The following is a 19,839-nucleotide window of genomic DNA, read 5'->3' as shown; positions in this document are numbered from 1 at the left end:
TACACTTCATTTGGCAAGTAAAACATAAATATATACAGATGAAAAGAATCATTTTTACTCTACTTATTGTCCTCGGTGCCCTGGCGATAATCGCGTGGGTATTGAATAACAACAAAAAAGAGAACCAAGCCAAAACGGATATCGTAGCAAAGGGTACAGGTGCTGTTGTGGTGCGTACAACCACTGCTAGCAAATCGGCTATCAATCTCGATTTTTCTTCCAATGGCAACTTCGCTGCTTGGCAAGATTTGAGCCTGTTAGCAGAAAATAGCGGACGAGTTACACAAATCCTGGTAGATGAAGGGTCCCATGTTAGCCGTGGGCAACTATTAACGCGAATAGATGATGAATATCTTAATTTAGATCTGGAAGCGGCAGAAGACGCATTGAGTAAATTAAAGACTGATCAGCAACGATACGAAAGCTCCTTTAAAACCGGTGGTGTTACCAAGGCCCAACTTGACGAAATCAATCTCAACGTACGCAATGCCGAAAATAAAGTACAACAAGCTAAACGCCGATTAGCTGATGCTTATATCAAAGCGCCCATATCGGGTATTGTTAACAAGCGGAATATCGAAGTGGGTACGTATGTTTCGCCCGGCACAGCGTTATTTGATATAGTAGATGTTTCGAGGCTCAAATTACTTGTTAATGCCAATGAATCACAGGTAGTGAACTTGAAAGTTGGCGATCCGGTAAGCATCACAACTACCGTATTTCCGGACAAAAAATTCAGTGGTAAAATTTCCTTTATTGCTGCAAAAGCTGACAATACCCTGAACTATCCGGTAGAAATTCAAGTGGAAAATTCCAGCACTCAACAATTAAAGGCGGGTATGTATGCAACGGCTACGTTCGACTTACCTGAGCAGCAACCCACAATTGTTATACCACGAAGTGCTTTTGTGGGAAGTGTAAGTAGTAATGAAATATTTGTTTTGCAAAATGGCAATACTGCTCGACTCCGGAAAGTAACTGCAGGACGCATTTTAGGTGAACAGGTAGAGATCATAGACGGCCTGAAAGAAGGCGAAACCGTAATAACCAGCGGCCAGATCAATCTTGTTGATGGCACGGAAGTGAAACCACAGGCAAATGAAAACGCACGTAATAACACGACTAAATAGGGCATAAAACCCTTGTCACTTAAATGAATAAACAATTATTCGAATGAAAATTGCTGAAATATCTATAAAGCGCCCCTCTATTGTTATCGTGGTCTTTACCGCCTTAACCTTACTGGGAATCATTAGTTATTTGTCATTGAATTATGAGATGCTTCCTAAGTTTAATCCGGGAGTCGTATCGATTTCAACGATTTATCCGGGCGCCTCACCGAATGAAGTAGAAAACACCGTTACTAAGAAGTTGGAGGACGCAGTGTCTTCCATGGAGAATATTAAAAAACTGGAAGCGACTTCTTTTGAAGGGCTTTCTGTTATTACTATTACGCTTACCAGTGAAGCGGATGTCGATTATGCGATCAATGATGCGCAACGTAAAGTCAACGCAGTATTGTCAGACCTGCCCGATGACGCGGAAACGCCCTCATTGGCCAAGTTCTCGCTTGATGATCTCCCCATCATTACGCTGTCTGCTACAGCCAATATGGATGATGCGCAATTTTTTGATTTAATTGATAAACGCATTCAGCCCATTGTTTCTCGTGTAAATGGTGTAGCGCAGGTGAATTTAATCGGCGGTCAGGAGCGTGAGATACAAGTAAACCTAAACGCGGCGAAATTGGAAGCCTATGGTTTGTCTGCACTGGACGTACAACAGGTAATTCTCAACTCGAACCTGGATTTTCCAACAGGAAGTGTAAAAACCAAGAATCAAGATATCTTAATCCGCTTGGCCGGTAAATACAAATCGGTTAATGAATTACGAAATTTAGTCATAAGTACGGCAGACGACGGTGCACAAATACGACTAATGGACGTTGCTGACGTACAGGATGCACAGGAGGATGCTGAAAAAATAGCGCGACTAAATAGAAGTGGCTCCATTATATTACAGATCCTTAAAACCTCGGACGCAAATGCGGTAAAAGTAAGTGAAGGAGTACGGGCAATTGTTGAACGTTTGACCACTGATTACCAAAAAGAAAATCTTCAGATTGTTATCGCCAATGATACGTCCGACTATACGCTTGAATCAGCCGATGCGGTGGTACATGACTTATTCCTCGCCGTTATCTTAGTTGCGGTGGTGATGCTATTCTTTTTACATAGTTTACGAAATGCCGTCATCGTTATGGTGGCTATACCCGCCTCACTTGTCGCAACCTTTATTGGAATCTACCTTTTTGGTTTCACATTAAACCTCATGTCTTTACTCGGTTTATCGCTTGTGGTAGGTATTTTGGTAGATGACGCGATTGTTGTTATTGAAAACATCTATCGGCATATGGAGATGGGAAAGAATAAAGTGAGGGCTTCTTATGACGCAACCAAGGAAATTGGTTTTACCGTTGTGTCTATCACCATGGTTATCGTGGTCGTGTTCCTTCCGATTTCAGTGAGTACCGGTTTAGTATCTGATATTCTTCGGGAGTTTTGTGTGGTAGTGATGATCTCTACACTTTTGAGTTTATTGGCCTCTTTCTCCATCGTACCACTACTCACTTCTCGATTTGGAAAACTTGAACGCATATCAAACCGTAATTTTATCGGAAGGTTTATTCTTTGGTTTGAAAAGCAGTTGCATCGTTTCACCAATTGGGTAACGGGTATATTAAACTGGGCTTTGGACCATAAAGCAATCACGCTCGTTACGGTTTCACTTTTACTGGTTTCGTCCTGCGGATTAACTTTTGGTGGTTTTATTGGAGCAGAATTCTTCGCACAGAGTGATCGTGGGGAGTTTTTGGTCCAAATCGAATTGCCAAAAGATGCTTCTCTTGAATTAACGAACCAAGTTACTAGAAAGGCGGAGGACTTCTTAAGCAAGAAGAAAGAAATTGTTTCTTTAATCACGACCGTCGGTCAGTCGAGCGACAACCTTGGTGCTGATCAATCGACTGCGTACAAAGCAGAAATTACCGTAAAACTCACTCCCAAAGAAGAACGGGATGAATCATCTGATATTTACGCTGCCAAGCTAAAAGGAGAAATTCAAAAGTTATTGGTAGGAGCCAAGGTGAAAACCGTACCGATTGATATTTTAGGAGCCGCGCAGCAAGCACCAATTGAAATGGTCGTTACCGGTTCGGATCTGGATAGCGTATTGGCTTATGCCGAAAAGGCAAGAGCGCTTTTAGCGAAAGTTCCCGGTGCTGCCGAAACAAAACTTTCGGTGGAAAGTGGAAATCCCGAAATCACGGTAGAAGTAGACCGCGATAAAATGACCGCGCTTGGTTTATCGCTGCAAACTGTTGGAGGTACCATGCAAACCGCTTTTAATGGTAATACGGATGGTAAATATCGCCAGGGCGAGTATGAGTATGATATCAATATTCGCTTTGAAGATTATGACCGGAAGAATATTGACGATGTACGGAATCTTTATTTCACAAACAAGGACGGTAAGCTCATTAAGCTTTCTCAATTTGCTGTAGTAAAAGAAGGTTCGGGACCTAGCCAACTGGAGCGTAGGGACAAAAGTACTTCGGTTAAAGTGCAATCGCAAGCCGTGGGGCGTCCATCGGGTACCGTTATTCAGGAATTTGAAGGAAAGCTAGGGTCAATTCCGAAGCCGACGGGTGTCAGCTATGTTTGGGGTGGTGATATGGAAAATCAATCGGAGGGCTTCGGAACCTTAGGCGTTGCCTTGATGGTTTCCATCGTCTTGGTATATTTGATTATGGTAGCATTGTATGATAGCTTTGTGTACCCATTTGTGGTGATGTTCTCCATTCCATTATCCGTTATCGGTGCATTGCTTGCCCTGGCATTGACGAATAATTCATTGAATATCTTTACTATTCTGGGCTTGATCATGCTTATCGGACTCGTTGCCAAAAATGCGATCATTTTGGTGGATTTTACCAACCAAATGAAAGCGGAAGGGAATAGCACACGGCAGGCCCTTATCCATGCAAACCATGCCCGTTTGCGTCCCATCTTGATGACAACTATTGCAATGGTAATAGGGATGCTGCCCATCGCATTGGCTTCAAGTGCCGGCTCTGAATGGAAAAATGGCCTTGCTTGGGTTATTATAGGTGGTTTGATCAGCTCGCTTTTCTTAACTTTGATTATTGTGCCTGTAGTATATCAAGTGGTAGATAACATTTTACATCGCTTGGGATGGGATAAAAAGGGTAGGCCAATCGAAGAGTTAATGGTTGAGGAATACGATCATAAAGAAGTAAAAGAGTATGAAAGCCACCACGGCTAATTAGCTTATTAGTCAATTGGCTAATCAGCCAATTGACTAATAAATTGACTCGTCCGACTCACAGTCACCGCTGCCGTCATAAATAAGTCAAACCTTCTAAAGAATTAAGAATCAATAGATAGATCCCCTACCTTTGCTGCATTTAACAAAATATTAACATATTTATAATGTCAGCAAATACTGCAGCCAATAAAAGTACAGTCCGTAGATTTCGAAAAATAGCCTTACTGGAAGGGATTTCCTTTATCTTGTTGGTATTTATTGCCATGCCGCTTAAGTACTGGGCAGATTTTCCACTCGCAGTTAAATATGTAGGCTGGGCACACGGTGTTCTCTTTATTGCTTATGTATTTTCGCTAATTCAATGCTGGACAGAATATAGTTGGAAATTTGGAAGAGTCCTTTTATTTTTCTTTGCCTCGCTCTTGCCATTTGCACCATTTGTTGTAGAAAAAAGATTAAAGGCCGAAGCTAACTAAATCTATACCAATAAACATGAGGGTCGGATCGGTTAAAATGCCCATATACGGAGCATTGATAGCTAGGTTTATATTTTTACTGGTGCTTTACAGTTTACTGAGGCTTGGATTTTATTTAGGCAATCAGTCGTTATTTCCAAACATTAGCACCTCGCAATTCAGTAGTATTTTTCTGGGTGGTATCAAATTCGACCTATCGGCTTTACTTTACATCAATATTCTTTACATTTTACTCCAGGTTCTACCTTTTTCATTTCGATATCATGTACTTTATCAAAAGGTAGCCAAATGGTTGTTTATCGTTACGAACAGCGTCGGCATTGCTGCTAACCTAATCGATATTGCTTATTATAAGTTCACGCTCAAGCGTACTACCGGTACTGTGTTCAGTCAATTTATCAATGAACAGAATAAATGGAAGTTAACGGTTGATTTTTTACTCGGCTATTGGTACCTCCTTGTTCTATTTATTTTTTTGATTTATTTGTTTATTCGCCTTTACGATTGCATTCGTTTGAAGAATCCAATGAAACGAAATGCTCGGTATTATCTCGGTCATACGATTTTGTTTTTTGCTTTCGCTTATTTAACGGTTGTGGGCATGCGCGGAGGATGGCGCCACAGCACACGTCCTATCACATTAAGCAATGCCGGTGAATTCGTCCAGTCGCCCAATCAAATGAGCATCGTACTGAATACACCCTTCGCAATTATACGAACCTTAAAAGCAGTCAGTTTAAAACCGGTTCATTATTACGATGAGGCAACGCTTCAAGGGATATATAATACGATTCACCTACCACACGATACAGCTGCCTTTAAACCGCTTAATGTGGTTTTTTGATTATTGAAAGTTTAGGAAAGGAACATGTAGGAGCGTTAAATCGAGATTTAGCCAACGGAACCTATAAAGGTTATACTCCCTTTATTGATTCGCTGGTTGAAAACAGTTACACTTTTACACATACATATGCTAATGGGCGAAAGTCCATTGATGCACTGCCATCGATTATTTCCGGTATCCCCTCCATCCGGGAACCCTTTGTTCTTTCCGCTTATTCCGGTAACAAGACAACGAGCATTGCGAAATTACTGGCCGATAAAGGTTACGAAACGGCCTTTTTTCACGGAGCACCCAACGGCTCCATGGGCTTTTCCTCGTATACAAAACTTGCAGGTATCGAGCACTATTACGGCAAAACCGAATATAACAACGATGCCGATTTCGATGGCATTTGGGGCATTTGGGACGAACCTTTTATGCAATTTATGGCTAAAACCATCAATACATTTCATCAACCCTTTTTTACGGCTTTTTTTTCCTTGTCTTCTCACCATCCTTTTAAAGTACCGGCCAAGTATGTCGGCAAATTTCCGAGAGGCCCGTTGGAAGTGCAGGAACCGATGGGTTATACGGACACGGCATTGAGGAAATTCTTCGAAACCGCCTCGAGGATGCCCTGGTTTAAACAAACGCTTTTTGTACTTTGCGCTGATCATGCAACCGTTTCATACTTCCCCGAGTATCAAACCATCCCCGGTGCGTTTTCTATTCCGATACTATTTTATTATCCCGGAGGAAACCTAAAAGGAAAAGCCGACAAGCTTGTACAACAGATTGACATTATGCCCAGCGTATTAAGTTATCTACACTATGATAAACCTTATTTTGCGTTTGGATTCAATGCTTTCTCACCGCAAACAGACAATTTTGTCATAAATAATAATGACGGCACCTTTAGTCTTTATCATGGTGATTACCTTTTGCTAAACGATGGACAGGTTAGTACCGCTTTGTATAACCTAAAGGAGGACCGACTCACTAAGCATAACCTAATTAAGGACGAACCGATCGTATTGGCAAAAATGGAAACTTATCTAAACGCTTTTATTCAACAATACAATAACCGGATGATTCAGGATGAATTAACCTATCATCCGATCAAGTAAACTGCGTCTCACTTAGAGTCTGCCGGCACTTAAAGCTCATTGCGCCTCTCAATTAATAAGCTAAGTATTGATTATACACCTCTTGCATATACGCTTTTCCTTGATGAAGCAAATCTTCTTTACTGCGTTGGCACGAATCCAAACTCTTCTGGTAACTCATTACTTTTCCGACATTATCAAAAGCCACCCGGCAATGTCCATTCACCGCTCCCCAGCCGTCAGACCAACTGAAAAAAGCAAAGGGAACGGTACTGTCATTCAGCAAATCTCTGCTCCATGTATACGGTTTAGCGTCATAGCCTAATTGGTTTAATAAAGTTGCCGCTAGATCAACTTGGCTTCCTATCTTATTGATTCGCTTTCCGCGATAGGCAGGTTGCAACGCATCTCCATACAATAACAAAGGTATACGATAACGCTTGGGGCAATTACTTTCCCATTGTTCCAATGGCAAACGATGGCCATGATCGGCCACAATAATAAAGAGCGTGTTTTTATACCAAGGCTTCGTTTTGGCTTGTTTTAAATAACTACATAAAACCGAGTCGGTATAAAAAGCCGTACTCCTAAAAAGATTGGGCAGATTATCCGTTCCAAAACGATGCACACCCGGTAGGTCAAAAGGTTCATGATTATTCAGCGTCAGTAAAGTAGAGAAAAAAGGTTGTTTTTCTTTATCGAGGCCGCGCAGCTGTTTACCGAATGTCGCATGGTCGAATACTCCCCATTTCGATCGGGCTTCACGATGTGGAAAACAGAGCTGGTCGACGATCTTCCTACATCCATGACTTAACATATAGCCTTTGAAGTTGTAAAATTCACTTTCTCCCCCATAATAAAAAGAAGTATGGTATCCCTTTTCTTTAAAATCGCTCATTAATGAAGGAAGCTCAGCCTGTTTTTGGATATTCTTTATAATACTTTTGGATGATTGGGTCGGAAAAGCACTCAAGATGGCAATCATTCCCTTATCCGTCCGATCTCCTGATGCATATATGTGATCAAACAATAAACCGTCCGCAATGAGCTTTTCCAAACCTGGTGCCACTCCCCTCTCACCTCCAAGTGATTGCACCAGATCGGCTGTAAAACTTTCCAGGATAATTAAAACCACATTGGGTTTTGATCGACTTAGAATTCGTGTAGTGTGCCCTGCTGTAGTTTTAAGTAACGGAGCGATCGCTTGCTTGGCCTCCGTATTTTTCATGCTGATATAAGGATTACGATGTAATCCGCCGGCATGTAAGATATCATTAATAAAATACCAAGATACATTGGTAGCTGCATGGTTGGGGAAGGCATTGGTAGCGAAATAGACCATAGACGGGTTTAGCGGTGTCAGCCCCCATCCTCCACGTATTAATAGAAAAACCACGGATAGAAGCCCCAGCGATGTGAAAGTTTTTTTATACCATTTGTTTATGCCGACAAAAGTGCATTGGTAAATCTTCATCCATCTAGCCAGGTAAATGCCAAGACAACTTAAACTCAGCAATAAGAGCGAGGATAAAAAAATAGGAGACGAGGCGGCGGAAGCAATGGCTAAATGAGGTGAATCTAAAAATAAATCGACCGCCTTGTATGATATTAATGTATCCCATTCCCGGTAAATATTAAAATTAATAATATTGATCAGGGAGCAAGCGATTACTACGCTCCATACATACAGGCGAGATAGACGTTGAGAAATATGCAAGCGATCAACCCAGACCCTCAAAATCAGCACTAAAGTGGGGATGGCACAAATATAAGCAGCCATGGAAGCGTCCATACGCATCCCATATGCAAATATTTTCAGGACTTCCATCCAAGGTAACAGGTGGAGTTGTTCGTGAAAATAAGCCAGAAAAAAGGCTCTACAAAGGATAGCAAAAAGCATCCAAAAGGCGAAGTATCGCCATAGGATGCCGAATAATTTATTCATGAAAATATTAAAATCTTCTTAAGGTCTATCGCCGGCAAAAGCGTAAGTAATTTCGGTCTTTCCGTGAGGAACCGGATTCCCGTTATCATCAAGATTTACAAACACCAATTTATCAATGGTCAGGATACTCTTTCTTGTAATTTTGTTCCGTACTTCACAGGTCAGCGTAATTGAAGTAGTTCCAAAATGTGTAGCTTGAATACCCAATTCAATGATATCCCCAGCCTTTGCAGAACTCACAAAATTAATCTCCGAAATAAATTTCGTCACAACTTTGGAGTTCCCTAACTGCACAATGGCATAAATCACAGCCTCCTCGTCGATCCAGCGTAACAAGGTCCCGCCGAACAGGGTGCCGTTTGGGTTTAAATCTTCGGGTTTTACCCATTTTCTTGTATGAAAATTCATGTGTTAAAGGAGTAAGTTAAGGTGTAAGAGATAAGGTGTAAGGTATAAAGCGATGGTAGCCTTACCGTAAACCTTACACCCTACGCCTTTTACCTTACTAAATATGAATTGCTCTATTTCCCGTCGCTGCTAGAGCTGCTTCTTTAAATGATTCAGTAAATGTTGGGTGTGCATGGCAAATACGTGCAATATCTTCCGCTGACGCACGATATTCCATACCAACAACTGCTTCTGCAATCATGTCGGCCACACGTGGTCCGATCATATGAACGCCTAAAATTTCATCGGTACCGGCATCGGCTAGCACTTTAACGAAACCTTCGGTATCCATGCTTGCGCGTGCTCTCCCACTTGCTTTGAAAGGGAAAGACCCGGCTTTATACTTTATACCGTCGTTTTTTAACTGTTCTTCGGTTGCACCTACGCTGGCAACTTCCGGCCATGTATATACGACACCGGGAATAAGATTGTAATTGATATGTGGCTTTTGCCCGGCAATGAGTTCAGCAACATAAACACCTTCCTCCTCCGCTTTATGCGCAAGCATTGCCCCTCGAATCACATCACCAATTGCATATATACCGGCAACAGGCGTTTCCAAGTGCTCATTAACCGGCACTTTTTTACCTCGTTCTTCTAATTTAATACCAACGGCATCCAAATTCAAGCCTTCTGTATAGGCTGTACGTCCTACGGCTACTAAGCAGTAATCGCCCTCTACTTTTACCGGATTTCCTTTTGTATCTTCAGCAGTTACGGTGACTGTTTTTCCCTTTACACTTGCTCCGGTTACTTTATGACTTAACAAGAATTCAAAACCTAGATTTTTTAGCGATTTCTGCAATTCCTTTCCTAAGCCTTTATCCATTGTAGGAATAATGGAATCGAGGTACTCGATCACCGTCACTTTCGCACCCAAACGTGCATATACCGATCCCAGTTCCAAGCCAATAACCCCTCCACCGATCAAGACCAAATGTTTTGGCACTTCAGTTAGATTAAGTGCTTCTGTTGAGGTAATGATTCTTTTTTTGTCAATGGTAATAAAGGGTAATGATGCCGGTTTTGATCCCGTTGCAATAATGACGTTCTTCGTGGTAATTTCTTCCGTTGTTTTATCATCCTTCGTAATTTTGATGGTATTCTTGTCAACAAAAGAACCAACTCCTTGATAGGTCGTCACTTTATTCTTCTTCATCAGGAAGGTGATTCCTCCGGTTGTTTGCTCCACTACACCGTTCTTCCTTTTGATCATTTGCTTTAGGTCGACCTTCAAGTTACTCAGATTGATACCATGTTCTGCAAAATGTTTATTCGCGTTGTGGTAGTGTTCACTCGAATCGAGCAAGGCTTTGGATGGTATACATCCGACATTCAAGCAGGTACCTCCCAAGGTACTATATTTCTCAATAATGGCTGTTTTTAACCCTAGTTGACCGCAACGGATAGCGGCTACATAGCCTCCGGGTCCGCTGCCTATTACTACGACGTCGTATTGCATGGATATAATTTATTTTCTTATCAATTTACAGATATTTTGCCAATTTCTGTTCACGAGCAAACAAAGTGAAATTGACAGTCAAAGGTATGAATTCTTACCGCTAATTCCTTATAAAAGCGTGAATTGAATGATAAAACTTGGATAATTTGACTTTTTTATTGACTATCGGATTGTTCATTCAAGACCATGCGCTTTTAGAATCAACATATACCTTTTCTCATAATTTGCATAGTAACTTTGGTGCAGGCCAAGGTAGCTAAAAAACCGGTCTTAAATCATCCATTCTTATCTGTATGAATAGCTTAGCTTCATAGAAAAAGCCCTGTAAGTATGACACTTACAGGGCCTTTAAACTGTATATTAAGTTCTATTCAGCTACGATTTTACCTTGCATCGTTCCCCAGTGTCCGGGGAAACTACATATAAATTCGTATACACCTGCTTTTGGTAAGGTAAATTCGATTTCATCTGACTGACCTGGACCTAAAAGCTTCGTATGGGCAATAATCGAGGAAGCAAAAGTAGAAGGGATATATTCATCATCCTTCGCTTTGAAAGCTTCTCCTCCAAAGGCCGCGATGTCAGTACCTTGATCTAAGACAACGGCGTTATGTCCCATTGACTCGATCGGTTGTTGTCCAACATTCTTCAACGTAAGTTTTACCTTTTCTCCGGCCTTTACTTTGAACAAATCCTTATCGAAACGCATGTCATCAGAAGCCTGAAGCTCGATATGGCTTGTTACCTGCACATTTTCTATACCGGGAACAGTGGCAGCAGCCGGAGTCTCTGCCGGGGTACTTGAAGCAGCCGTCTCTTCATGTTCGTGGGTAGCATTTTTATTCTCACCTCCACCACAAGCTGCTAAAAACAATGCCGCCGCTAAAGCCGGCACGATAAATACTTTCTTCATTTCTTTTCTTTTTTGTTTTTCTTATTAGCTAATTACAAACTTATTAATAATTTATCAAAATCCTTTTGCTTCTCTTGAAATTGTACCACATTAAGCTTTTAGGTGTTAGCAATTAGGTATTAGCTTTCGGATGTCAGCTATCGGCTCTAGGGTATAAGGTTTTAGCACGTCACCAACTATTTTCCTACTTAACCACTTAACGATTCAACTATTAAAGAATAGGGTGTCGCTCAAAGGGCTTCGTCCGATCAAATAAATAACGATAAGTGTGATGCGTCTTATAAATGTGGGCGCCGATTTGCTGCGCCAAATTCATCATCTTGGGATTAAAATCGCTATCCAATTCATTTGTAACTCTGCGTAACCGGTTTTCGCTTTTTTGTTAATAAATACACGGGCCGACTCCATTACCAAACCCACCTCTACCCCTTTACGCTGATGTTCGGGCACAATACCGAAAACTATACCGAAGAGCGTTTTGCAACGCTTAAACCATTTATTCCAAAGCAAAACAAACAGGCCTCGCAGCCCAATTTTCCCCTTTACATATTTCACTAATAGCTGGTTTACATCGGGTATGCTAATAAAGAAGCCTACAGGTTCTCCTTCGTAATAAGCAAACCATAGTCCGATCGGATCAACGATCGGTTTCAAATTCTTCATTAATTTGTTAGCCTGCTCTTCTGTCATCTTTCCTACCCCATCATGGTTCACCCAGGCCTTATTATAAATCATTCGAAACTGTCGCGCTGCACGATCCAACTCGTGTCGCTTTACATGATCAAAATGGTAACCCTTCATTCCCAGGACACGTTTAGCCTTGGCCGCGTATCGATCATCTATGTTACCGTCTGTTAACCGTCTATAGGTATATTGTTTGAAATAGGTCTGAAAACCATAAGCTTCAAAAAGTGTTTGGTAAAAGGGTGGATTATAATTACTGCAATAGCAGGGTTCAACAAAACCGTCAACGAGCAGTCCCCACCAACGCTCCCTACTCCCAAAATTGATCGGACCGTCCATCGCTTCCATCCCTTGCTGTTTCAACCATTCCTTTGCGACGTCAAACAAGGCGAAGGCAGCCTCTTGATCATTAATGCATTCAAAAAATCCACAACCTCCCGTGGGTTGCGCATAGCTTTTGGCACTTATGGTATCAAAAAAGGCCGCTATTCGTCCGATTGCCTTTCCATGAGAATCAAACAAGACCCATCTGCAGCAATCGCCGATGGCAAAGAGGCCATTTTTTTGTCGGTCAAACACACTTTCTACATCTTCATTTAGCGGTTGTATATAGTTTTTATCAGAAGCATATAAAGACAAAGGTATTTCTAGAAAAATTTTAGCGAGTGCGGGAGTATCTACCTTTTTAATTTTCATTGGAATAAATTTGCTTTTAATGGCAATGAAGCTTGCATAAATTATTCACTGTCTTCTGTTTATAACAATTTATGCAGGTTTCATTCCTTTTTTATACGTCTACAAAACCATGGAAGATATATAATTTTGGCCCATGCTTGCAACTCTTACTTTATAGTCAGCTCACGAAAACCAGTCTGTTTTAAAACATAAGCGGTTAAGGCACTTTATCTTGTATAAATAAAAAGATTTGAAATTTGTTTTTAAACGAATAAAGATAAAAAAAATGCAACGTTTTCCGACTTTATGCGTCTTATATAAAAATCACGCTACATTAGAAGCGATAAAAACAAACCAATAGATACATGAAGGATACCGCTTTGCACTTATCGGGACGCAGTTGGTAAACCTCATGACCACTTAAAACAGTATTTAAATGAAAAGGTTATTCGGATCACTCGGATGGTTAGCAGTATTACTGCCTTTTATGTGCATGGGTATAGCACATGCAACCTTATTAAACAAGCTCGATGAAGAGCGCCGGGATGTTAGCGGTTTTAACAGCATACAGAACAGCGGGAGCTTCCACGTGTACATTAAAATGGGAAATACCGAATCGCTCAAATTAGAAGGCGATCCGGAAACCTTACAAAATGTAGAAACCGTAGTAGAACAGGGAGCACTTAAAATCCGCATGAAAAAAAACCTGAATTGGTTTTCGATCAATAAAGGACATGTATCGGTGTATATCACCGCTAAGCAGTTAACCGGCTTATCTCAGAGTGGATCAGGAAAAATCGAAGTGTCCGGTACAATTACTTCGCCGGCACTTGACGTGAAAGTAAGTGGATCCGGCAATATATCCTGTACGGCCAAGGTAGATAATTTTGTTGCTGCTATCAGTGGTTCGGGACAACTTGATATTCAGGGGTCGACTGAAAGTAACGACATCCGGATTAGTGGTTCGGGCAAATTTAACGGGGCAAAATTAACGGCTAATAGCACGAATGTTAACATTAGTGGATCAGGTGATGCCTATGTGTTTACCAATCAGGAATTAAACGCCAAAATCAGTGGCTCCGGTTCTGTCCATTATGCAGGAAATGTAAAAAGTGTGAATGCTTCCACCTCCGGATCAGGCAAAGTTAGAAGGCTATAAGGGATGAGGGGTAAGGTATAAGGGGTAAGGTATTGGGGGGTAAGGTAAATCCCCCCTGCTCATTGCTCTATTAAGTTATTTGGCAACTCAAGCCTGACTAGTTATAAGTTCTACGTTATAGGTTTTAAGTAAGGGCCCCTTCAACCGCCAGCGCTACTAGTAACCATCATTGGCACATCATCACATTGGCTGATCCTATATCTTACGTCTACGATCAACCATTTCCCTACTCAACTATTTCCCTACAACTACTTCACTAATTAAACTTCAACGCTTTTCCGAAATTATACCGAAGCTGGATCATTTGTTGGTTGCTGATCTCGCCTGGTGTAAAGTGCAAACTGAACATAAAGAAACCTTCCACATTTCCTTTTCTAAACGGTCGCCAGCCAAGATCCAATCGATCGTAGCTATCTTTCGTGTAAAACCGGTCTCCGAATAGGATATCGTGTGCCTGCCCTTTATAAAAGGTATTATGTATAAACCAGGATCGGTAGGCGGCATGCAGGTCAGCAATGAATCCTTTTGGCGTACGGGTGTCATACTCTCCCCTTATACGATCCAATGATCCTAAACCACCGGCCGCAATCGTCAGTGAATCCAGCACCCATTGATCGCTCAAGTCGGCCCCGATCTGCAAAAGAGCAACCATATTATCCCGCACGGGGAACTCGCCATTAGACGTATTGGCCGTATGCAGCATGCTTAAATAATGTGAAAAGAAAAACAGGCCAGTTTGCGCTCTTCCGGACAAGCCAACCATAAACTGTTCCCTTTTTTCAGCTGTTTGCCTACTGGTCCAATCAACCCATATCTGCTGATGGAAACTTCCCTTTCGATAACGGAAAAAGAGCCCTTCTATATTAGGCCGGTAATACATTAAGGTATCGTTCAATACGGCACGAGGATAGTCGCCCAATAGTTCGAAGCGCGGAAATGCACCAATATAAAAGGACAAGCCCCTGTTTTCGTAGTTATAGTAAAGGATTGGATTTACTTTTTCGCCAAAAGGTTCCGCACCAAACTCCTGTAAAAAGTTGACCCCAAAGCGGATACGATGCGTACTATCAAGCCGAAGCCCCACTTCGGGAGCAAAACGCATGCCCAGTATCGACTGTGAATGGAGCTTCGCATTTAAATACTCTCGGTTATCAGCAAAGCCGAAAGCCTTCACCTGCCATTCAAACTCCTGTTGTCCTCTCGAAACAAAAAATGAAAGGCAATATAAAGTAACCAGTACTAATTTTTTCATATTCTATAATGACACCCTTGGCAAGTTTCTATAGTTTGCCCGGGTAAACAAGCTGCGCCAATAATTCAACGAAAGGTTCTTGATGATCATTTAATATAGACATTCTCAAAAAAAAGCGGTTGAATAAATTCCAACCGCTTTTTAAAAGATAAGCTTTTTATTAAATGCCCAATAATAAACGAGCAGGGTCTTCCAACAATTCCTTCACCCGAACCAAGAAACTAACAGATTCCCGTCCGTCAACGATGCGGTGGTCATAAGACAGGGCGACATACATCATTGGGCGAATCACGACCTCACCATTAATGGCTACCGGACGTTCCACGATGTTATGCATTCCTAGGATGGCTGATTGAGGGGCATTGATAATCGGTGTAGACATCATGGATCCGAACACACCACCGTTGGTGATGGTAAAGGTACCACCGGTCATTTCATCAATAGTCAATTTGTTATCCCGCGCTTTCAAGGCCAAATCGCGAACTGCTTTTTCGATTTCGTCTAGGGTCATGGACTCTGCATTACGGATTACCGGTACCACTAAACCTTTCGGTGCAGAAACCGCGATAGAGATGTCCGCGAAATTGCTATATACAATCTCGTTATCCTCGATCCGTGCATTTACTGCAGGCCACTCCGCCAAGGCCGTCGTTACGGCTTTCGTGAAGAATGACATAAAGCCGAGGCCCACACCATATTTATCTTTGAATTTATCCTTATACTTTGCACGCAGATCCATGATCGGCTTCATGTCCACTTCGTTGAAAGTAGTCAGCATAGCCGTTTCATTTTTAACAGAAACTAAACGCTTGGCTATCGTCTTACGGAGTGAAGACATTTTCTCCCTACGTTCATCTCTCGAACCGGCAGCAGCTTTAGGTGCTGTTGTCGATGGTTCAGCCTTAGGAGCCGACGCTGTCGCTGCCGGTTTTGGCTCAACGGCCTTTTTCTCCGCTTTTAAGGCATCTTCTTTTGTAATACGTCCGTCCTTCCCGGTTCCTTTAATGGTACTTGGGTCAATTCCTTTTTCCTTTAAAATCTTAGCAGCAGCGGGTGAAGGTGTTCCGGCAGCATAGTTTTGTTCCTTTTCTTCTTCCTCTTCTTTTGCTGTAGCCGGAGCTGACGCGCTGCTTGGGGCAGCAGCTGCAGCGCCCTTACCAGACGGAATAATCTTACATACTACTGCACCTATAGCAAGGGTATCACCCTCTTGTGCAACAATCTGTAAAGTCCCTGCTACCTCAGCAGGCAGTTCGAAAGTTGCTTTATCAGATTCCAGTTCCGCCAAATCTTCATCCATCTCTACGTAATCACCGTCCTTTTTCAGCCATTGCGACAAGGTCACTTCGGTGATCGACTCGCCCACAGTCGGCACTTTAATTTCAACAGGAGCTCCGGTTGAACCATTATCTTGAGTGGCCGGTTTTGCCTCCGGTGTAGCCGTTGGTGTAGTATTATTTTGTGTTGTGCTTGCGCCTTTACCATCTGCCTCTTCAATGGTGCAGACAACCGCACCGATCTCCAAGGTATCCCCTTCTTTAGCAATAATACGGAGTATCCCAGCCTTTTCAGCCGGTAATTCAAAGGTGGCTTTATCGGATTCTAATTCAGCCAAATTTTCATCCATTTCTACATAGTCGCCATCTTTTTTCAGCCATTGAGATAAGGTAACTTCCGTTATCGACTCGCCTACGGCTGGAACTTTTATTTCTATTGCCATAATCTTTTATGTTAGTCTACTTTTGCTGCTTCTTTAGTTGTCTTTTTTACTTGTTTTTTTGCTTCTGTTCCTGCGCTGTCGTCGGCGAAGGCGCGACTGATCAACGACAGTTGTTGTGCATTGTGTTGTTTCGAATAACCGGTAGCCGTACTGCTGCTCTCTTTACGCGAGATTACGTCCAGCTCCACGCTTGTTTTGCGATATTTACGGCAAATGTGTGGCCAAGCGCCCATGTTTTCCGGTTCTTCTTGCACCCAGTAGAACTTGGTTGCATTCTTATATTTCTGGCGGATAGCGCGTATTTTATCAGTAGGTGTCGGATAAAGCTGCTCCACTCGTATGATAGCAACATCCTTCCGTTTATCATCTTGCTGTTTTTGCAGCAAATCGAAATAAACCTTCCCTGTGCAGAAAAGCACACGTTTTACATCGGCTGTTTTTACGTAACTATCATCGATAATCTCCTGAAATTGACCTTCAGTAAAATCTTTCAGCTTACTCACCACCTTCGGATGTCTCAACAGACTCTTTGGTGTAAATACGATTAATGGCTTTCTGAAATCACGATGCAGTTGACGTCTAAGTAAGTGGAAAAAGTTTGCGGGCGTTGTGCAATTGGCTACTTGAATGTTATTTTCAGCGCAAGCTTCCAAGAAACGTTCGATACGTCCTGAAGAGTGTTCAGGGCCTTGTCCTTCATAACCATGAGGCAATAACATCACCAATCCGTTAGAACGCTTCCATTTTGTTTCAGCACTTACTAAGTATTGGTCAACGATGATCTGCGCTCCATTGAAAAAGTCGCCAAATTGAGCTTCCCAAATAGTGAGGCATTGGGGGTTTGCCAAAGCATAACCATACTCAAAGCCTAGCACACCATATTCAGAAAGTAAGGAGTTATAAATATCGAACTTAACATCGCCCTTGTTAATCGCTTTTAAAGGTATATACTCCTCTTCCGAATCTTCCAGCGTAATCACTGCATGACGGTGCGAGAAAGTACCGCGTTCAACATCCTGTCCGGAAATACGAACCCGAGATCCCTCTGCTAATAACGTTCCATAGGCCATTAGCTCTCCCATCGCCCAGTCGTACGAATCTTCTTCAATCATATTATAACGTGCTTCGAACAACTTTGCAGTTTTGCTGAAGAATTTTTTATCCTTTGGAAGCAGCGTAATTAATTTGGCGATTTCGATGAATTTCTTTTTATCAACCGCTGTATTGGCCGGCTTAAAGATATCTTCATACTTAGCAGGCTTTAATCCTTTCCAAGCGCCGGAAAACATTGGGTTGGACTCGCTCAGGTTTTCTGCCTCTTTCGATTCATCCAAGCGTTGTTGTAATAAGGCTTTGAAATCTTTCTCCATCTCCTTCGCCAAGTTAGCATCCACGCTGCCTTGTTCCATTAGCTTTTTATTATAGATTTCGCGGGGATTTGGATGTGAAGCAATCGCCTTATATAATTTCGGTTGGGTAAATTTAGGCTCATCTGCCTCATTATGTCCATAACGGCGGTAACATAACACGTCGATATAAACATCCGTATGGTAACGCTGGCGATATTCCACCGCCATATTGATTGCAAATATTAAGGCTTCCACATCATCACCGTTTACATGGAAGACAGGGGAAAGGGTCACCTTTGCTAAATCTGTACAATAAGTAGATGAGCGTGCATCTTTAAAATTGGTGGTAAAGCCGATTTGGTTATTGATTACCAGGTGAATGGTTCCTCCGGTAGAGTATCCATCTAATTTTGACATTTGCGCCACTTCGTATACAATACCTTGACCTGCAATTGCAGCATCACCATGAATTAAAATAGGGGCAATTTTCAATTTATCCCCATCGTATTTCATATCGATTTTAGAACGCACCAAGCCTTCTACCACTGGATTGACAGTTTCCAAATGGGAAGGATTTGGACATAAACTTAAATGGACGTCCTTGCCGGTATTTGTTTTGATATCCGTTGAGAAACCCAGGTGATATTTTACATCTCCTCCGAAATCGGGTTCATCACCCTGTGCAGCATAGGTTTTTCCTTCAAACTCAGAGAAAATATCTTTGTAGGTTTTTCCCATGATATTGGCCAGTACATTGAGTCGACCGCGGTGCGCCATACCAATCACGAATTCCTGAATACCAAGATCAGCACCTTTCTCAATGATAGAATCCAGCGCTGGAATGACCGTTTCAGCTCCTTCCAGCGAAAACCGTTTCTGCCCCAAAAATTTGGTACCTAAAAAGTTTTCAAAAACTACGGCTTCATTCAGTTTCTGAAGAATTCTTTTTTTCTTCTCAATAGGAAAATTTGGCTGGTTGCGTGTACTTTCCATATACTCTGTCAACCACTTCACTTTTTCAGGATGCCGAATATAGGTGAATTCAGCGCCGATCGATTGACAATAAGTTTCTTCGATAAGCTGACGAATGTCGCGTAATTTAGCCGGACCTAAGCCAACTTCTACCCCGGCATTAAAAACGGTGTCCATATCCGCTTCCGATAAGCCGAAGGTTTCCAGCTCCTTTCCCGGATAATACGGTCTCCGTTCACGAACGGGGTTAGTTTTTGTAAACAAGTGTCCACGGTCACGGTAACCGTGAATCATATTTAATACCCTTATTTCTTTCAGAGAATGCTCAGAAACGTCGCCGCCTTCCACCGGTTGCCCATGGCCTCCCGCCTGCTCTCCGAATTCAAATCCTTCAAAAAATTTCTGCCATCCAAAATCGACCGAATCGGGGTCTTCCTTATACGCTTTGTAGAGCGATTCTACGTAACTTGAGTCTGCGTTACTAAGATATGAAAGTCTGTCCATTTACT

General features: G+C 42.1%; 14 protein-coding genes. 6 read left to right on the top strand and 8 right to left on the bottom strand.

Annotation, left to right across the window (positions count from 1 at the left end):
• Window positions 1–38 precede the first annotated feature (38 nt).
• From QT327_RS22600 to QT327_RS28360, 5 genes are all read left to right on the top strand, one after another.
• Window positions 39–1,130: an efflux RND transporter periplasmic adaptor subunit gene (locus tag QT327_RS22600; RefSeq protein ID WP_049795143.1), complete on the top strand. Its 1,092-nt coding sequence runs from the start codon at window positions 39–41 to the stop codon at window positions 1,128–1,130.
• A 43-nt stretch (window positions 1,131–1,173) separates the two neighbouring features.
• A complete protein-coding gene (locus QT327_RS22595) occupies window positions 1,174–4,344 on the top strand; it encodes an efflux RND transporter permease subunit (protein ID WP_130854413.1) in 3,171 nt (1,056 codons plus the stop codon).
• A gap of 167 nt (window positions 4,345–4,511) precedes the next feature.
• The gene (locus QT327_RS22590) at window positions 4,512–4,823 is read left to right on the top strand and encodes a DUF3817 domain-containing protein (protein ID WP_013664980.1); all 312 of its coding nucleotides are present in this window, start codon (window positions 4,512–4,514) and stop codon (window positions 4,821–4,823) included.
• 16 nt (window positions 4,824–4,839) lie between these two features.
• Window positions 4,840–5,667 carry an LTA synthase family protein gene (locus QT327_RS28365; protein WP_354004794.1) on the top strand — a complete coding sequence of 276 codons (828 nt, stop codon included), beginning with the start codon at window positions 4,840–4,842 and terminating at the stop codon, window positions 5,665–5,667.
• Window positions 5,664–6,773, top strand: coding sequence for an LTA synthase family protein (locus QT327_RS28360; protein ID WP_354004793.1), 1,110 nt, complete (start codon window positions 5,664–5,666; stop codon window positions 6,771–6,773). Before QT327_RS28365 ends, QT327_RS28360 begins: the two co-directional genes overlap by 4 nt.
• A gap of 52 nt (window positions 6,774–6,825) precedes the next feature.
• Here the strand turns inward: QT327_RS28360 and QT327_RS22580 are convergent, their stop codons facing one another.
• From QT327_RS22580 to QT327_RS22560, 5 genes are all read right to left on the bottom strand, one after another.
• The gene (locus QT327_RS22580) at window positions 6,826–8,697 is read right to left on the bottom strand and encodes an LTA synthase family protein (RefSeq protein ID WP_130854416.1); all 1,872 of its coding nucleotides are present in this window, start codon (window positions 8,695–8,697) and stop codon (window positions 6,826–6,828) included.
• Window positions 8,698–8,715: 18 nt separating this feature from the next.
• Window positions 8,716–9,105 carry an acyl-CoA thioesterase gene (locus QT327_RS22575; protein WP_013664977.1) on the bottom strand — a complete coding sequence of 130 codons (390 nt, stop codon included), beginning with the start codon at window positions 9,103–9,105 and terminating at the stop codon, window positions 8,716–8,718.
• Window positions 9,106–9,202: 97 nt separating this feature from the next.
• Window positions 9,203–10,606, bottom strand: a complete 1,404-nt coding sequence (gene lpdA, locus QT327_RS22570; RefSeq protein ID WP_013664976.1) for a dihydrolipoyl dehydrogenase — start codon at window positions 10,604–10,606, stop codon at window positions 9,203–9,205.
• Between the two features lie 367 nt (window positions 10,607–10,973).
• Complete coding sequence (locus tag QT327_RS22565) at window positions 10,974–11,519, bottom strand: plastocyanin/azurin family copper-binding protein (protein ID WP_013664975.1); 546 nt, start codon at window positions 11,517–11,519, stop codon at window positions 10,974–10,976.
• Between the two features lie 315 nt (window positions 11,520–11,834).
• Window positions 11,835–12,899: a hypothetical protein gene (locus QT327_RS22560; protein WP_289554090.1), complete on the bottom strand. Its 1,065-nt coding sequence runs from the start codon at window positions 12,897–12,899 to the stop codon at window positions 11,835–11,837.
• A gap of 415 nt (window positions 12,900–13,314) precedes the next feature.
• Between QT327_RS22560 and QT327_RS22555 the strand changes: the two genes are divergently transcribed.
• A complete protein-coding gene (locus tag QT327_RS22555) occupies window positions 13,315–14,037 on the top strand; it encodes a head GIN domain-containing protein (RefSeq protein WP_130854418.1) in 723 nt (240 codons plus the stop codon).
• A 256-nt stretch (window positions 14,038–14,293) separates the two neighbouring features.
• On the opposite strand, the gene QT327_RS22550 is transcribed toward QT327_RS22555, so the two are convergent.
• From QT327_RS22550 to QT327_RS22540, 3 genes are all read right to left on the bottom strand, one after another.
• On the bottom strand, window positions 14,294–15,289 hold the full coding sequence (locus QT327_RS22550) for a lipid A deacylase (RefSeq protein ID WP_149105176.1): 996 nt from the start codon (window positions 15,287–15,289) through the stop codon (window positions 14,294–14,296).
• Between the two features lie 160 nt (window positions 15,290–15,449).
• The gene (odhB, locus tag QT327_RS22545) at window positions 15,450–17,009 is read right to left on the bottom strand and encodes a 2-oxoglutarate dehydrogenase complex dihydrolipoyllysine-residue succinyltransferase (protein WP_130854420.1); all 1,560 of its coding nucleotides are present in this window, start codon (window positions 17,007–17,009) and stop codon (window positions 15,450–15,452) included.
• Between the two features lie 11 nt (window positions 17,010–17,020).
• The gene (locus QT327_RS22540; RefSeq protein ID WP_013664970.1) at window positions 17,021–19,834 is read right to left on the bottom strand and encodes a 2-oxoglutarate dehydrogenase E1 component; all 2,814 of its coding nucleotides are present in this window, start codon (window positions 19,832–19,834) and stop codon (window positions 17,021–17,023) included.
• Window positions 19,835–19,839 lie beyond the last annotated feature (5 nt).

Source organism: Olivibacter sp. 47 (genome assembly GCF_030372825.1).
GTDB lineage: Bacteria > Bacteroidota > Bacteroidia > Sphingobacteriales > Sphingobacteriaceae > Olivibacter > Olivibacter oleidegradans.
Note: the sequence above shows the minus strand (reverse complement) of the source record. Positions and strands in the feature narration are given on the sequence as shown.

What these genes read in the sequence shown, in the direction of transcription:
- QT327_RS22600 (WP_049795143.1), top strand. Translation starts at nt 39, where the DNA reads ATGAAAAGAATCATTTTTACTCTACTTATTGTCCTCGGTGCCCTGGCG.
- QT327_RS22595 (WP_130854413.1), top strand. Translation starts at nt 1,174, where the DNA reads ATGAAAATTGCTGAAATATCTATAAAGCGCCCCTCTATTGTTATCGTG.
- QT327_RS22590 (WP_013664980.1), top strand. Translation starts at nt 4,512, where the DNA reads ATGTCAGCAAATACTGCAGCCAATAAAAGTACAGTCCGTAGATTTCGA.
- QT327_RS28365 (WP_354004794.1), top strand. Translation starts at nt 4,840, where the DNA reads ATGAGGGTCGGATCGGTTAAAATGCCCATATACGGAGCATTGATAGCT.
- QT327_RS22580 (WP_130854416.1), bottom strand. Translation starts at nt 8,697, where the DNA reads ATGAATAAATTATTCGGCATCCTATGGCGATACTTCGCCTTTTGGATG.
- QT327_RS22575 (WP_013664977.1), bottom strand. Translation starts at nt 9,105, where the DNA reads ATGAATTTTCATACAAGAAAATGGGTAAAACCCGAAGATTTAAACCCA.
- lpdA (WP_013664976.1), bottom strand. Translation starts at nt 10,606, where the DNA reads ATGCAATACGACGTCGTAGTAATAGGCAGCGGACCCGGAGGCTATGTA.
- QT327_RS22565 (WP_013664975.1), bottom strand. Translation starts at nt 11,519, where the DNA reads ATGAAGAAAGTATTTATCGTGCCGGCTTTAGCGGCGGCATTGTTTTTA.
- QT327_RS22560 (WP_289554090.1), bottom strand. Translation starts at nt 12,899, where the DNA reads ATGAAAATTAAAAAGGTAGATACTCCCGCACTCGCTAAAATTTTTCTA.
- QT327_RS22555 (WP_130854418.1), top strand. Translation starts at nt 13,315, where the DNA reads ATGAAAAGGTTATTCGGATCACTCGGATGGTTAGCAGTATTACTGCCT.
- QT327_RS22550 (WP_149105176.1), bottom strand. Translation starts at nt 15,289, where the DNA reads ATGAAAAAATTAGTACTGGTTACTTTATATTGCCTTTCATTTTTTGTT.
- odhB (WP_130854420.1), bottom strand. Translation starts at nt 17,009, where the DNA reads ATGGCAATAGAAATAAAAGTTCCAGCCGTAGGCGAGTCGATAACGGAA.
- QT327_RS22540 (WP_013664970.1), bottom strand. Translation starts at nt 19,834, where the DNA reads ATGGACAGACTTTCATATCTTAGTAACGCAGACTCAAGTTACGTAGAA.